The 13,178-nt window shown below is 69.9% G+C and carries 15 protein-coding genes; 3 read left to right on the top strand and 12 right to left on the bottom strand.

Going from position 1 to position 13,178, the window contains the following annotated elements; genetic code table 11:
• Nucleotides 1–6: 6 nt before the first annotated feature.
• From M2271_RS31145 to M2271_RS31125, 5 genes are all read right to left on the bottom strand, one after another.
• Nucleotides 7–468 carry a transcriptional repressor gene (locus M2271_RS31145; protein WP_280890733.1) on the bottom strand — a complete coding sequence of 154 codons (462 nt, stop codon included), beginning with the start codon at nt 466–468 and terminating at the stop codon, nt 7–9.
• Nucleotides 469–498: 30 nt separating this feature from the next.
• Nucleotides 499–1,152 (bottom strand): restriction endonuclease subunit S, encoded by a 654-nt coding sequence (locus tag M2271_RS31140; protein WP_280890732.1) that lies wholly within the window; start codon nt 1,150–1,152, stop codon nt 499–501.
• Nucleotides 1,149–2,762 (bottom strand): N-6 DNA methylase, encoded by a 1,614-nt coding sequence (locus M2271_RS31135; RefSeq protein WP_280890731.1) that lies wholly within the window; start codon nt 2,760–2,762, stop codon nt 1,149–1,151. Before M2271_RS31135 ends, M2271_RS31140 begins: the two co-directional genes overlap by 4 nt.
• A gap of 13 nt (nt 2,763–2,775) precedes the next feature.
• Nucleotides 2,776–3,441, bottom strand: a complete 666-nt coding sequence (locus M2271_RS31130; protein WP_280890730.1) for a hypothetical protein — start codon at nt 3,439–3,441, stop codon at nt 2,776–2,778.
• 369 nt (nt 3,442–3,810) lie between these two features.
• Nucleotides 3,811–4,386 (bottom strand): FABP family protein, encoded by a 576-nt coding sequence (locus M2271_RS31125; RefSeq protein ID WP_280890729.1) that lies wholly within the window; start codon nt 4,384–4,386, stop codon nt 3,811–3,813.
• Nucleotides 4,387–4,671: 285 nt separating this feature from the next.
• Between M2271_RS31125 and M2271_RS31120 the strand changes: the two genes are divergently transcribed.
• Complete coding sequence (locus M2271_RS31120; RefSeq protein ID WP_280890728.1) at nt 4,672–5,034, top strand: DsrE family protein; 363 nt, start codon at nt 4,672–4,674, stop codon at nt 5,032–5,034.
• A 170-nt stretch (nt 5,035–5,204) separates the two neighbouring features.
• Here M2271_RS31120 and M2271_RS31115 read toward each other — a convergent pair whose 3' ends face one another.
• The 7 genes from M2271_RS31115 to M2271_RS31085 form a co-directional block, all read right to left on the bottom strand.
• Nucleotides 5,205–5,465 (bottom strand): DUF3099 domain-containing protein, encoded by a 261-nt coding sequence (locus tag M2271_RS31115; protein WP_280890727.1) that lies wholly within the window; start codon nt 5,463–5,465, stop codon nt 5,205–5,207.
• A gap of 85 nt (nt 5,466–5,550) precedes the next feature.
• Entirely contained in the window at nt 5,551–5,838 is a 288-nt protein-coding gene (locus M2271_RS31110) for a DUF1416 domain-containing protein (RefSeq protein ID WP_010351646.1), read from the bottom strand.
• A 43-nt stretch (nt 5,839–5,881) separates the two neighbouring features.
• Nucleotides 5,882–6,721, bottom strand: a complete 840-nt coding sequence (locus M2271_RS31105) for a sulfurtransferase (protein WP_280890726.1) — start codon at nt 6,719–6,721, stop codon at nt 5,882–5,884.
• A gap of 644 nt (nt 6,722–7,365) precedes the next feature.
• The gene (locus M2271_RS31100) at nt 7,366–8,103 is read right to left on the bottom strand and encodes a DUF2993 domain-containing protein (RefSeq protein WP_280890725.1); all 738 of its coding nucleotides are present in this window, start codon (nt 8,101–8,103) and stop codon (nt 7,366–7,368) included.
• Nucleotides 8,104–8,365: 262 nt separating this feature from the next.
• Entirely contained in the window at nt 8,366–9,676 is a 1,311-nt protein-coding gene (locus M2271_RS31095; protein WP_280890724.1) for a hypothetical protein, read from the bottom strand.
• 2 nt (nt 9,677–9,678) lie between these two features.
• Nucleotides 9,679–9,933, bottom strand: coding sequence for a MoaD/ThiS family protein (locus M2271_RS31090; protein ID WP_280890723.1), 255 nt, complete (start codon nt 9,931–9,933; stop codon nt 9,679–9,681).
• Between the two features lie 49 nt (nt 9,934–9,982).
• Nucleotides 9,983–10,921, bottom strand: coding sequence for an alpha/beta fold hydrolase (locus tag M2271_RS31085; protein WP_280890722.1), 939 nt, complete (start codon nt 10,919–10,921; stop codon nt 9,983–9,985).
• Nucleotides 10,922–11,092: 171 nt separating this feature from the next.
• On the opposite strand from M2271_RS31085, the gene M2271_RS31080 reads away from it, so the two are divergent.
• Together M2271_RS31080 and M2271_RS31075 are read left to right on the top strand one after the other, a co-directional pair.
• A complete protein-coding gene (locus M2271_RS31080; protein WP_280890721.1) occupies nt 11,093–11,872 on the top strand; it encodes a response regulator transcription factor in 780 nt (259 codons plus the stop codon).
• A gap of 94 nt (nt 11,873–11,966) precedes the next feature.
• Entirely contained in the window at nt 11,967–12,989 is a 1,023-nt protein-coding gene (locus tag M2271_RS31075) for a LacI family DNA-binding transcriptional regulator (protein ID WP_280890720.1), read from the top strand.
• The last annotated feature ends 189 nt before the right edge of the window (nt 12,990–13,178 follow it).

Raw genomic sequence — 13,178 nt, 5'->3', positions numbered from 1 at the left:
CCTAGCCTACGACTCGGTAGTTGAACCCTTGAGTGAAGAAGTCCGGGAGGCCTTGCGGGAACAGTCCTCGCACCGGCCGAAGATCGCGAAGTGCTTCATGTCGGTGTCGAAGCCGAACTCCTCCCGGAGCTTGGCGGTGAACTCGGCGGCCACGCTCATATCCGCCTCGATCACGTTCGTGCAGTCCCGGCAGACCAGGTGGATGTGATGGTGCCGGTCCGCGAGGTGATAGGTCGGCGCCCCGTGTCCGAGATGCGCGTGGCTGACCAGGTCGAGCTCCTCCAGGAGTTCCAGGGTCCGGTACACGGTGGAGATGTTGACCCCTGACGCCGTCTTCCTCACTTCCACGAGGATGGCGTCGGGGGTCGCGTGCTCCAGGGTGTCCACGGCTTCGAGCACAAGTTGCCGCTGCGGGGTCAGCCGGTAACCGCGCTGCCGCAGATCGCTCTTCCAGTCGGTGCTCACCACACCCCCAAGTCTAGGGCGGTGCGCGCCGAGTCACGGCTCGACCGTCAGAACGCCGTTCATCAGGGCGTCGGCGAGCGCGCTGCGGTACGCGCGGGTCGCGCGAGCGATCTCGATATGTGCCTGGATCTTGTCGTCGAGGGCGGCGAGCGTGGCACCGATCGCCGCCTGCTCGGCGGCTGGCGGCAGGAGGACGGGCAGTTCGCCCAGGATGCGAATGCTCAGTGACGGGATGACCGCTCCGGCCGTCCGCGTCCTGATCCAGTCCTGTGCGGCCGTCGCGCTCAGATAAGCGGCCAGATACACGGCCGGGACCCTTCTCGCCTCATGCAGCCTGAGCCGTACCAGGTTGGGGTGGAACAGCCAGCCCGCGTGCTCCCCCGTGACCAGTGCGCAGCGGCCCACGGTGCCGGTCCGGGTAAGAAGGATGTCCCCTTCGGCCAATTCGTATTTCGCCAGCGTCCGCGCTCGGTCCACGGGGATCGCCGGTACGGCCGCGGCGTCCTCGGTGGCGATCCGCCGACCGCGCAGGTCGCGCGGCAGTACGAGGGGGGTCCCACCGTCCGCCTGGGTACGGCCCTTGTCCTCGGCGCGTTGGTGCGGCCCGGCTTGGATGGACGCGCACAGTTCCCGCAGGGGGACACGCGACCAGCCGGCTGGCGGCACGAACTCGTCGGGCGTCGTCACAGTCCGTACCTCCTGAGCCACCTGGCCGCTTCAGCGTCGGCCGCCTCCGCCCGCGCGTGCACGCTCGTGATCTCCTCGGTCAGCCTCGCCAGCCTTTCCCGGGTCACGGCGGGTCCGGCCTCTCGGGCGCCCGAGGCCCGGCCGGGCGGGCCGGCGTACAGCGCGGGGTCCAGGCTGTGACCGTGTGCCGCGATGCCCGACAGGGGCACGGCCCGGCTCAGGCCGGGAGTGCCCTCGAAGAAGCGCCCGGCCGCCCTCGCCGCATGCCAAGACACGTACTCCCCCACCAGCAGCATGACCTCGTCGTCGGTCAGGATCCGCTGGGTCCGGGTGACGTGGTGTCCGAGATGCTCGCCCGCCACGAACAACACCTCGGGGTCCCCCGCCTCCTCGGAGCCGGGGGAGCGCAGGAACCAGATCTGCGTCTTGACGGTGGTGAGGGTGAAGAGCCCGGCAGGGAGCGCGATCACGCACTCCACGGCCCCGGCCTCCACCAACCCCGCCCGCACCGTCGCTGCGGCACCGGCGTTGAAAGCGGCCCCCGCCGGCATCAGCACGGCTGCCTGGCCCTTGGGAGCGAGCCGCGAGACGGCATACTGAAGCCAGTCGAACTCGGACCGGCGGGTAGTGCCGTAGGGCCAGTACGGCGGCGGGTCAACGTCCTCCAGGCGTCGGCCGAAGGGCGGGTTGGTCAGCAGCACGTCGAAGGCGCCGGGGGGATCGGCGAAAGGGTCGAGCGCCGGGGTGAACGGTCCTTCACCGAGCCGCACGGCACGGCCATGGTGCACCCGCAGGTTCATCTCCGCGACCTGCCGTTCCAGGGCATCGGGTACTCTGCCGCTGATTCGGGGCAGCGCGCCACCGTGCGCGGCAACCTCATCCAGGTAGGCGACGAGCAGTTCTCCGGTCCGGCCGTATGGATCGTGCACGCGTACCGCCCCAGGCCGTACGGCGGCCAGCGCCCCGGCCATGACCCGGCTCACGGAGGGCGGGGTGAAGAACGCGCCGCCCTCGCGCGCGTGCGCTGCCCGCCAGCGCACCAGAACATGGTCGAACGCCTTTCGACTCTCCTGCACGGAGCCCGCGCTGGTGCGGGCGAGTGTGTCGGCGAGTTCGGCCAGCAGCCGGCGCGGAAGTGTCGTCTTCGGCGGGTTGAAGTCACGCACCATCTCGCGGAAGCTGTCCACGGCCTTGGCGAGGCCGTCGTCGGGTTCCACGACCTGGTTCAGGACGAGGTACAGCAGCCACAGGAGATAGCGGTCCAACTGCATGGGCCCCCGGAGCCGGTCCGCCTCCGGTCCCGCGAGTCGCTCGACCGTCCGGAGCAGCCCGCCGGCTGTCCCTCCGGGAAGCCCCGCACGGAACCGGTCGCCGTAGGTCGTTCCCACCGGTTCGCCCGGACGCAGGGCGTTCGCGGGGATGGTCCGCCCGGACAGCCAGACCAGCACCTCATCGGCGCGGAATCGCTCGACATCGGCACCCGGGTCCGTCGGCAGGGGAAAGTCGGCGTGCCGCCGCTGCCAGTTGGTGACAGCGGGGCGCTTCACCCCCGCGAGGCGCGCGATGTCGGGCCGGGAGACGAGCACACCGGCGAACTCGGAGTCGGTCACAGCGCTCCCTCCGTCAGAACCGCGGCGGTCTGGTGCCGACCAGGGCGTCCGCCTTGCCGGCGAGCACGGCCGGGAACCGGTCCATGGCCTGTGCCTCCTTGGCCAGCTCCGGGCTGAGGTAGCCGAGCACGCGGTAGATGGTGTCATGGTCGGCGGCGAGGTGCCGGTGGTGGACCGGCTCGTGGTGCATGACACGGTTACGCAGCAGCACCAGTGAGGTCAGGTCGCGGTAGAGGCGGTCGCGACGTCCGCGGTAGTACGGAAACGCCCCGTGCAGGACGGGCACCCAGAAGTGCCGGTCGTAACCCGAGCCGTGGCTGAGCAGCGAGACCCAGAAGCCGAAGGACAGCTCCGCCACCATGTCGTCCGACGTCGTGCGCGGCAGGCGGCGCCCGCATGAGCGGCGGGCGTCACCCACGAGCTTGAGCCCGCGTTCGTTCAAGGGCGCAACCGTCCACCAATCCGGCCTGCCGTGATGTCGCGCAAGCCCGTCGTGCAGAGCGTTGCGCAGGGCCAGTTCCAGGCAGTGCAGGGGGCCGAGCAGGGCGGCCGACACCTCGATGTTCCACCAGTACAACCGTTCCGCTGCCCGGGCGTCGCCATGGGCGGCCCGGATGTAACGCCGCAACCGCGGCAGGGACAGGTCACGCGGCATCCACTCAGGCAGGCAATTGGTCATGGTTTCCCCCCAGCGCATCCAGCGATGCGCCGTGCTACGGTGTGCGGTGAATGTTCTGGGCTCGCCTCTGCTTCGCAAGCCACCCAGAGCACAGCCTCCGGAACCCCGGTCGCAGGCCTAATGCGACCGGGGTTTCGCGCGTTCACGAAGCCTTCGGCACTCGCTCTACCAAGACGTCGCCACCGTAGCCGTACACTCCAGAGCACCGCAAGCGCATTGCTGTGCACCGCATTTTGTTAATCCGCATAAGAGCCTGCCAGGGTTAACAGATAACTCCAGGGGGCCCTACGCACAACGTCCCCCGGGCCACTGCGGCACGGGGGACGTTCAAAGGGCCCCGGGAGGAGCCGGCGGAGGTGCGGGGCGCGATTACTTGAAGAAGGCGATGCCGTCGTCCGGCAGGTCGTCCGGGAGGGCCTTGGCCCAGCTTTCGACGTCCTCCGGGGTGACGACCTTCTTCAGGTGGGCCGACATGTAGGGGCGCAGCTCGACCTCGGGGGTCTGCTTCTCGCCGACCCACATGAGGTCGCTCTTGACGTAGCCGTACAGCCGCTTGCCGCCGGTGTACGGGCCGGAGGCGGCGGTGCGGGCGACCGCGTCGGTGACCAGGTCGATCTGCGGCTTCTGGTGGGCCAGCTCGCCGTACCAGATCTCGACGACGCCGTCGTCGCGGGTCATCGTCACCTCCACCTTGCGGTCGGCGTCGATGCGCCAGAAGCCGGACTCGGTCTCCAGGGGCCGGACCTTGTTGCCGTCGTTGTCCAGCACCCAGGTGTGGGAGCGGTACTCCAGAAAGTCCCGGCCGTCGTGGGTGAAGGTGACCTCCTGCCCGAAGTTGCACTTCTCGGAGCCGGGGAAGTCGTGCACGCCCGCGCCGGCCCAGTTGCCGAGCAGGAAGGCGAGGGGCACGAGCTCCTTGTGGAGGTCGGACGGGATCTCGATCATGAGTAGCAGTTCCTAGACGTGGGTCAGCGCTGGCCCTGGTACAGCTTCTTCACGGTCAGCCAGGCGAAGCCGAGCACTCCGACGCAGACCAGGATCAGCAGGGCTTCGAAGAAGATCTCCACGGGGTGCTCCTCGGACGATCGCTAACGGGCGGTACACAAGACGCAGTACACAAGACATAGGGCAGTACAGAGCCGGGCCCCAGCTTACGCGGCCGGAACCCGGGCCTCGCAGGAGACCCATGGCCGATACCCGGAGTCGTAAGGGGGTGACTACGATTCGGTCATGGCGAAGAAGCTCGTGATCAAGGTGACGGCCGGGTCGGACGCTCCCGAGCGCTGCTCGCAGGCGTTCACGGTGGCGGCGGTGGCCGTCGCCAGCGGGGTCGAGGTCTCCCTGTGGCTGACGGGCGAGTCCGCCTGGTTCGCCCTCCCGGGCCGCGCCGCCGAGTTCGAACTCCCGCACGCGGCTCCGCTGCCCGACCTCCTCGACTCGATCGTCTCGGCCGGCCGCGTCACCCTGTGCACCCAGTGCGCGGCCCGCCGCGACATCACGGAGAAGGACGTCATCGAGGGCATCCGCATCGCCGGTGCCCAGGTCTTCGTCCAGGAGGCCTTGGGGGACGAGACACAGGCGCTCGTGTACTGAGGTCTACCGGGACGTCTGCCGATACGGGACGGTCTACGGATACGGGCCGGTCTACGGATACGGGCCGGACCGGACCGGACCGGACCGGGCTGGGCTGGGCTGGGCTGGGCTGGATTGGACTGGACTGGACTGGACTGGACTCGGGGACGGCGTCCGGTGGGTCGGTCTTCCTACCTCGGCCGTTTCTTCCCGTCCAGCTCGTCCCACCACTCGTCGGACTTCGGGTCGCCGGAGGGGTCGTCCCACCAGCGGTCGTCGGGGCCGCGTCGGTTCGCGACCATCGCGGCGAACGGCGGGATGACCATGGCCACCACGCACATCCCGACGGCCACGGGAACCGACCAGATGCGGACGACTCCCCAGGCCAGGACGAACAGCGCGATGCAGGTGCCCATCATCGCGAAATAAGCGTGTCGTCGGCGGGCCAACATACGTCCAGGGTAGGCCGGAACAGGCCGAAGGGCCGCACTCCCGGGTCCAGCCCAGGGGTGCGGCCCTTCGGCCGTCAGGTCCTTCTCAGACCGCGATCGCGACCTCCGCCAGGCCGCCCTGCTGGGCGACGACCGTGCGGTCGGCTGTGGCGCCGGGGACGAGGGCGCGGACGGTCCAGGTGCCTTCGGCCGCGTAGAAGCGGAACTGACCCGTCGCGGAGGTGGGAACCTCCGCGGTGAACTCGCCGGTCGAGTCCAGGAGCCGGACGTAGCCGGTCACCGGCTCGCCGTCACGGGTCACCTGGCCCTGGATCGTGGTCTCACCGGGCTTGATCGTCGAGGCGTCGGGGCCGCCGGCCTTCGCTCCACACATGTCGTACTCCTGAAGGGGGTGATGAGAGGTCGGTCGGGGTGGGTTACTTGTTGGCGCCGAGCTCGATCGGGACGCCGACGAGGGAGCCGTACTCGGTCCAGGAGCCGTCGTAGTTCTTGACGTTCTCGACACCGAGCAGCTCGTGCAGGACGAACCAGGTGAGGGCCGAGCGCTCACCGATGCGGCAGTACGCGATGGTGTCCTTGGCGAGGTCGACCTGCTCCTCGGCGTAGAGCTCCTTGAGCTCCTCGTCCGACTTGAAGGTGCCGTCGTCGTTGGCGTTCTTCGACCACGGGATGTTGCGGGCGGACGGGACGTGACCCGGACGCTGCGACTGCTCCTGCGGCAGGTGGGCCGGGGCGAGCAGCTTGCCGGAGAACTCGTCGGGCGAGCGGACGTCGACCAGGTTCTGCGAACCGATGGCCGCCACCACGTCGTCGCGGAAGGCGCGGATGGACTTGTTCTGCGGCTTGGCCTTGTAGTCGGTCGTGGCGCGCTCCGGCACCTCCTCGACCAGCTCGCGGGCGTCCAGCTCCCACTTCTTGCGGCCACCGTCGAGAAGCTTGACGTTGTCGTGGCCGTACAGCTTGAAGTACCAGTAGGCGTAGGACGCGAACCAGTTGTTGTTGCCGCCGTAGAGGATCACCAGCGTGTCGTTGGCGATGCCCTTCGCCGACAGGAGCTTGTCGAAGCCCTCCTCGTCGATGAAGTCACGGCGGACCGGGTCCTGAAGGTCCTGGGTCCAGTCGATGCGGATCGCGTTGCGGATGTGGTTCTTCTCGTAGGCGGACGTGTCCTCGTCCACCTCGACGATCGCGATGCTCGGGTTGTCGAGGTTGGCCTCGACCCAGTCGGCATCGACCAGGACGTCGCTGCGGCTCATGCTCTTTCTCCTCCGGGGCAGTTACGGCGGGGCGTGCGAGTCGAGAGGGGTGCGCGTCGGGGCCGTCAGAAGGCTTGCGCGCACGGATGCACTCGGCAGGGCGGCGGGAACGCGGAAGTCGGGGCTTCCGCTCAGAAAGGTCGACAGAGCATGGCGGCGACGCGGCACAGGTCCACTGCCCGCCGCTTCGTGAGATCCGCCTGTCCCCGCGATCGGAGGACGCTCGTCGAACACTGCATGTACTCGATCGTAGGGAGGGACAGGCAGGCGTGTCACCGGCGTGTCGTATCTTGAGACGCGATCGTCCGGGATGCGAGAAAGAGTGGGCCCTCAAGCCGTGGCGGCACGGTTCACGGACGGGTGCGGCCGCCGGTGCATCTGCGGTACGGACGGCGGCGTCTCGCCTTTCGGACGTCGGCCGGTCGGCAGGTCGGTCGGTCGGTTGGTCGGCCGCTTCCGGGGCTGTCCATCAGCCGTCCGTCGTCCGTCCGCCGTCCGTCGCCGCCGGGCTGTCCGTCCGTCGACTACGGGGCCGGCTGTCTGTCTGTCGGCTGCCCGCCGTCCGCTGACGCCCGGCTGTCCGTCGGCTTGGCCGGCGGCTGCCCGCCGTCCGGCTGACGCCCGGCTGTCCACCGGGCGTCGTCCTACCCCGCCAGCCTGACCTTCGAACCCTTCACCGTGATCTCCACACCGCTCTTCACCGCCTGCACGTTGTCCAGCTTGATACCGCCGGGCAGCCCCTCGATCTTCTGCTCGAAGTCGGTGATCGTCCGCACCCGGTTCTCAGCGAGGTCGACACCGCCGAACGAGGGCAGCGAGTCGGCGTGCACCTTCACGGTGTCGCCCTGGACGGTGACCGTGCTCACCACATAGACGGGCTTCGGCAGTTCAGTGCCGAGCACCGTCCCCTCGACCGCGACCTTGATCTTGCCGTTGCCGCCGTCGGAGAGGCCGACGATGTTGGCGGTGACGCCGGGGGCGACCTCGGTGGGCTCGGACTTGGCGGCCTTCAGCAGCTCGTCGTAGGTGATCGACGCGGTGCCGGTGGCGGTGGCCGCGGTGGCCGAGCTGTAGTCGCCGGAGAACGCGACGCCCTTCATGTCCGCCCGGAGGCCGTCGATACGGATCGTTCCGCCGCTGGTGCCGGTGTCCGCCTCATAGTCGTCGATGCCGACCTCGACGTCGTCCAGTTCGCCGCCTGCGACCTGGGTGAGGAAGGGGAAGCCCTTGATGGAGACGTCCGGGGTGGCGGTCAGGTTCTCGCTGGTCTTCAGCTTGTCCGCGACCTCGCCCTCCGCGAAGTTGACCGCGACGCGATCGGCGATCACGAAGAGGCCGCCGAGTATCACGACGACGATCAGCAGTATTCGCAAGGCGCGCATGCGGTGATTCCCCCCAGGGCGGTTGTTCTCGACAGCCGGGTGGCCGTCGAGCGCGAGGGTAACCCGGTCCGCTGTGCCGCTGGGAAATTGTTGATCACCTGTGACAGGACCTGTGACACGAGAGGCACCTGGTGTGCAGGCCCGAGCACCGGGCGCCGGGCCCCAGAACCGGGCGTGGCAGTCCCGAGCACCGCAAGTCGGGCCGGAGGAGCAGGCGCCGCTGCCCTCCCCCTACCCCGGCTGCCTCAGCGCCCCACCCCGGCTACGCAAGCGCCCGCCCCAGCACGTACACCGCCGGTGCCGCCGCGGCCAGCGGCAACGCCACGCCCGCCGTGAAGTGCACGAACCTCGACGGGTAGTCGTAGCTCGCCACCCGGTGTCCGATCAGTGCGCACACCGCCGCGCCCGCGCCCAGCAGCGCACCCTTCGCGCCCAGGCCGGTCATCCCGCCGACCGCGATGCCCGCGCCCGCCGCGGCGAGCAGGGAGACGATCACGGAGGCCGGGGTCGGCAGGGGCAGCGCGCGGGCCAGGACGGCGACCGCCACCGCGGCCGCGCCGACGGTGACCGCGTCCGGGTCGGCCGCGAGGTGTCCGGCCGCGACGATCGCCAGGGCCGCCGAGGTGACGGTGGCCATCAGGCCGTACATCCGCTCGTCCGGCTCGGCGTGCGAACGCAGTTGGAGGACGAGGGTGAGGAGGACCCAGACGCCCAGCGTGCCGAGGATCGCGGCGGGCCCGTTCTCCCGGCCGACCACGAGCAGCGCGGCGTCCGCCACCAGTGCCCCGAGGTACGCCAGCGCGATGCCCTGCCGGGCCGGCCACATCCCGTTCAGCCGGAACCAGCCGGCCGCCGTCACCGCCTGGAGGACGACGAGGGGTACGAGGAGGGCGTACGTCCCGATGGCCGCCGTACCGGAGAGCAGCAGCCCGAGAACCGCGGTGAGCGCCGCGGGCTGCATGCCGGGTTCGATGATCGGGGAACGGCCTTCGAGGCGGGCGCGCTGGGCGTCGGTGATGCGCGCGTTGCCGGCGATGGTGGCGGAGCCGTAGGAGGGGGCCGGCTCGTCGGCGGTCCCCGTTTGCGAGGCGGGGGCCTGCGGGGCAGGGGTTTGGGGGGCGGGGGTCTGGGGGGCGGGGGTCTGCGGCTGCTGCTGCGCGTAGGAGGCGTAGTCCGGCTCCGCCGGCGCCTGCTGCGGCAGATACGCCGTCTCGGCCGACCCCACCGACGGCACCGGCGTATGCATCTGCGTCTCCCAGGTCTGCCCCTGCCACTGCTGCGTGTACTGCTGGGCGGCCTGCGGATCCTCGTAGGCCTGCTGCGAGTACGGGTTGTAGCCCGGGTGCGGCTGTCCCTGCTGCTGACCCTGGTACGGCCCCGGCCCCGGCTGTCCCTGCTGCTGATTCTGGTACGGCCCCGGCCCCGGCTGTCCCTGCTGCTGATTCTGGTACGGCCCCTGCGGCTGTCCCTGGTACGGCTGCTGCTGGTACCGCCGCTGCTGCCCATCGTGCGGGCCTTCGTACGGCGCCTCGTACGGGCCTTCGTACGGCCCTTCGTACGGCTGGTCGGTCATCGTCACCCTCCTGCGAACGGCGGGAGTACCTCGACCGTGCCGCCGTCGGCCAGCCCTACCGTCTCATGTCCGCGGGTGCCCACGGGGTCACCGTCGACGAGGAACGAGCATCGCCGCAGGACGCGCACGAGTTCGCCGGGGTGCCGCCCACGCACGGCGTCCAGCGCCTCGGCGACGGTGTCCGCGTCGAACAGCTCCTCGGCGACCCCGGCCGCGGCCTTCGCGGCGGCCCAGTAGCGCACCGTGACCTTCGCCATCCAGGTTCCTCAATCAATCGGCAGTCAATCGGCGGTGTACACGGTCAGGCTAGCCCGCCCGACCGACAGCCCAGTCCCCGATGCGGGCGAGCAGCCCGTCACTGGCCGCGTGTTCCGCGTGGCCCATGCCGGGCTCCAGCCAGAGTTCCGCGTGGTCGCCGGCGGCGGAGGCCAGCATGCGGGGGTGGTCGAGCGGGAAGTAGCCGTCGAGATCGCCGTGCACGATCAACAGGGGGATCGGCGCGATCCTCGGGACCGCCTCCACCGGGGACACCGGCACCGGGTTCCAGTCGCGGTGGTGGATGCGCGTACGGAATCCGTAGCGGCCCACCATGCGGCCCTCGGGGCGGGTCACCAGCCAGTGGAGTCGGCGCATGGGGGCCGTGCCCCGGTAGTACCAGCGGGCAGGGGCGCTCACCGAAACGACGGCGTCCGTCGCCGCCTCCGCACGCCCCTGGTGCGTCCTCTCTCCCCCTTGCATCTCCTCTCCCCCTTGCATCCCCACTCCCCCGCGCACCCGCTCTCCCTCGGGCGGGTTCTCGCCGTAGAGCGCCGCGTGCCGCAGGGCCACCGAGCCGCCCATGGAGAAGCCGACCGTGGCCACGCGCGGGTGCCCGAGCGAACGCGCCCATTCGACCGCGGCCGCCAGGTCGAGCACCTCGCGGTCGCCGACCGTCGAGCGCCCGCCGGAGGCTCCGTGGCCGCGGAAGGAGAACGTGACCACGGCGCCGTACCGCGCGAAGGCCTTCGCCACCCGCCGTACGTGGGGACGGTCGACGTCGCCCGTGAAACCGTGCGCGATCACGAACACGAGACCGCCGGAAGATGACGTCGAGGCGTCGTATACGACATTGCCCGGGTCGTATACGGAATCGATCGACACACCATCGGCGGTGTGCAGAAACGTCCGCAAAGGCGTACGTATGCTCGTCTCGGAGTGCGGACGAACCATGGATCGCGCCACATGACCTGCCGAACCCGTGCTCATGTGGGCTATTCTGCTGGACAGAGGACTCGGGCAACGTAGCCCCCGGGTCCTTTTGTGCTTTCGGAAGCGTTGTATACGGCGCGGGAAACCGCAGGTGTACGGGGCCCCCGGGATCGCAGAGCAGTGCCGCACCGCACACGTCCTCGCAGGGACCGAGGAGGAACCAGACATATGAGTTCTCTGCTGCTCCTGACCAACGCCCTCCAGCCGTCGACGGAGGTACTCCCCGCTCTGGGCCTGTTGCTGCACAACGTGCGCGTGGCTCCGGCGGAGGGGCCCGCCCTCGTCGACACCCCGGGTGCTGACGTCATTCTGATCGACGGGCGCCGTGACCTTCCGCAGGTCCGCAGCCTGTGCCAACTGCTGCGGTCCACCGGGCCCGGCTGTCCGCTCATCCTCGTCGTGACCGAGGGCGGCCTCGCGGCCGTCACCGCCGACTGGGGCGTCGACGATGTCCTGCTGGACACCGCCGGACCGGCGGAGGTCGAGGCCCGCCTGCGTCTGGCCATGGGCCGCCAGCAGATCGTCAACGACGACTCCCCCATGGAGATCCGCAACGGTGACCTCTCGGTCGACGAGGCGACCTACTCCGCCAAGCTCAAGGGCCGGGTCCTCGACCTCACCTTCAAGGAGTTCGAGCTCCTGAAGTACCTCGCCCAGCACCCGGGCCGCGTCTTCACGCGCGCGCAGCTGCTCCAGGAGGTCTGGGGTTACGACTACTTCGGCGGCACCCGGACCGTCGACGTGCACGTACGACGCCTGCGCGCCAAGCTCGGACCCGAGCACGAGTCGCTCATCGGGACTGTCCGGAACGTCGGTTATCGATTCGTTACGCCGGAGAAGGGCGAGCGCGCCACGGACGACGCGAAGCCCAAGACCGTCCCGGCAAAAGCGGAGGATACGGACGAGACGGCCGCTCTGGACGCCGCCGAGATCGCGGCGGAGGCGTAGCGGGGGTGGGCAGGGCATTCCGCTCAGGTGCTTCCGCCCCCGGAGGCGTCTGCAGGCCCTGCCCGGGGCGGGTCCATCCGCGTAGACTCCGCCCGTGGCCAAGGTAACCAGGGATGACGTGGCGCGGCTGGCGGGAACATCCACCGCCGTCGTCAGCTATGTCATCAACAACGGACCCCGGCCGGTCGCCCCGGCCACGCGCGAGCGTGTCCTCGCCGCGATCAAGGAACTGAGCTACCGGCCCGACCGGGTCGCCCAGGCGATGGCCTCGCGGCGCACGGATCTCATAGGCCTGATCGTGCCCGACGCGCGCCAGCCCTTCTTCGGCGAGATGGCGCACGCCGTCGAACAGGCCGCGTCCGAGCGCGGAAAGATGGTGCTGGTCGGCAACTCCGACTACGTCGGCGAACGCGAGGTCCACTACCTGCGCGCCTTCCTCGGCATGCGCGTCTCCGGCCTCATCCTCGTCAGTCACGCGCTGAACGACAACGCCGCCGCCGAGATCGACGCCTGGGACGCCCGGGTGGTGCTGCTGCACGAGCGGCCGGAGGCCATCGACGACGTCGCCGTCGTCACGGACGACCTGGGCGGTGCCCAGCTCGCCGTCCGCCATCTGCTGGAGCACGGCTACGAGTACGTCGCCTGCATGGGCGGCACCGCGGACACCCCGGCCGTCGGCGACCCCGTCTCCGACCACGTCGAGGGCTGGCGGCGCGCGATGCAGGAAGCCGGGCTCCCCACCGAGGGCCGGATCTTCGAGGCACCGTACAACCGCTACGACGCGTACCAGATCGCGCTCGGCATTCTCGCGGGGCCCGAGCGGCCGCCCGCGATCTTCTGCTCCACCGACGACCAGGCCATCGGCGTGCTGCGCGCGGCGCGCGAGCTGCGCATCGACGTGCCCGGCAAGCTGGCGGTGGCCGGCTTCGACGACATCAAGGAGGCGGCCCTGGCCGACCCGCCTCTGACCACGATCGCCTCGGACCGTTCCGCGATGGCACGGGCCGCTGTGGACCTCGTACTGGACGACGGGCTGCGGGTGGCCGGGTCCCGGCGGGAGCGGCTGAAGCAGTTCCCGTCGCGGTTGGTGGTGCGCGGTTCCTGCGGCTGCGTGTGAGGCGGCGTCGCGGTAGCCGTACGGGGCTTTGCTGAGGGGCTTTGCTGAGGGGCTTTGCTGAGGGCCTCTGAGGGTTTTCTGAGAGACCTCCGCGAGCTGCGAGAAGCGTCTTTATATCGGGCGAACAAGGTTCTGCCGGGCTTCTCAGGCGGCGCTCAGGGAGCTCTCATGGTCGGCGGACAAGCTGAT

Source organism: Streptomyces sp. LBL (assembly GCF_029893585.1).
GTDB lineage: Bacteria > Actinomycetota > Actinomycetes > Streptomycetales > Streptomycetaceae > Streptomyces.
The sequence above is the reverse complement of the archived record's forward strand: the minus strand, read 5'-3'. Positions and strand labels throughout refer to the sequence as shown.

What these genes read in the sequence shown, in the direction of transcription:
- M2271_RS31130 (WP_280890730.1), bottom strand. Translation starts at nt 3,441, where the DNA reads ATGACCAATTGCCTGCCTGAGTGGATGCCGCGTGACCTGTCCCTGCCG.
- M2271_RS31125 (WP_280890729.1), bottom strand. Translation starts at nt 4,386, where the DNA reads ATGATCGAGATCCCGTCCGACCTCCACAAGGAGCTCGTGCCCCTCGCC.
- M2271_RS31120 (WP_280890728.1), top strand. Translation starts at nt 4,672, where the DNA reads ATGGCGAAGAAGCTCGTGATCAAGGTGACGGCCGGGTCGGACGCTCCC.
- M2271_RS31115 (WP_280890727.1), bottom strand. Translation starts at nt 5,465, where the DNA reads ATGTTGGCCCGCCGACGACACGCTTATTTCGCGATGATGGGCACCTGC.
- M2271_RS31110 (WP_010351646.1), bottom strand. Translation starts at nt 5,838, where the DNA reads ATGTGTGGAGCGAAGGCCGGCGGCCCCGACGCCTCGACGATCAAGCCC.
- M2271_RS31105 (WP_280890726.1), bottom strand. Translation starts at nt 6,721, where the DNA reads ATGAGCCGCAGCGACGTCCTGGTCGATGCCGACTGGGTCGAGGCCAAC.
- M2271_RS31100 (WP_280890725.1), bottom strand. Translation starts at nt 8,103, where the DNA reads ATGCGCGCCTTGCGAATACTGCTGATCGTCGTCGTGATACTCGGCGGC.
- M2271_RS31095 (WP_280890724.1), bottom strand. Translation starts at nt 9,676, where the DNA reads ATGACCGACCAGCCGTACGAAGGGCCGTACGAAGGCCCGTACGAGGCG.
- M2271_RS31090 (WP_280890723.1), bottom strand. Translation starts at nt 9,933, where the DNA reads ATGGCGAAGGTCACGGTGCGCTACTGGGCCGCCGCGAAGGCCGCGGCC.
- M2271_RS31085 (WP_280890722.1), bottom strand. Translation starts at nt 10,921, where the DNA reads ATGAGCACGGGTTCGGCAGGTCATGTGGCGCGATCCATGGTTCGTCCG.
- M2271_RS31080 (WP_280890721.1), top strand. Translation starts at nt 11,093, where the DNA reads ATGAGTTCTCTGCTGCTCCTGACCAACGCCCTCCAGCCGTCGACGGAG.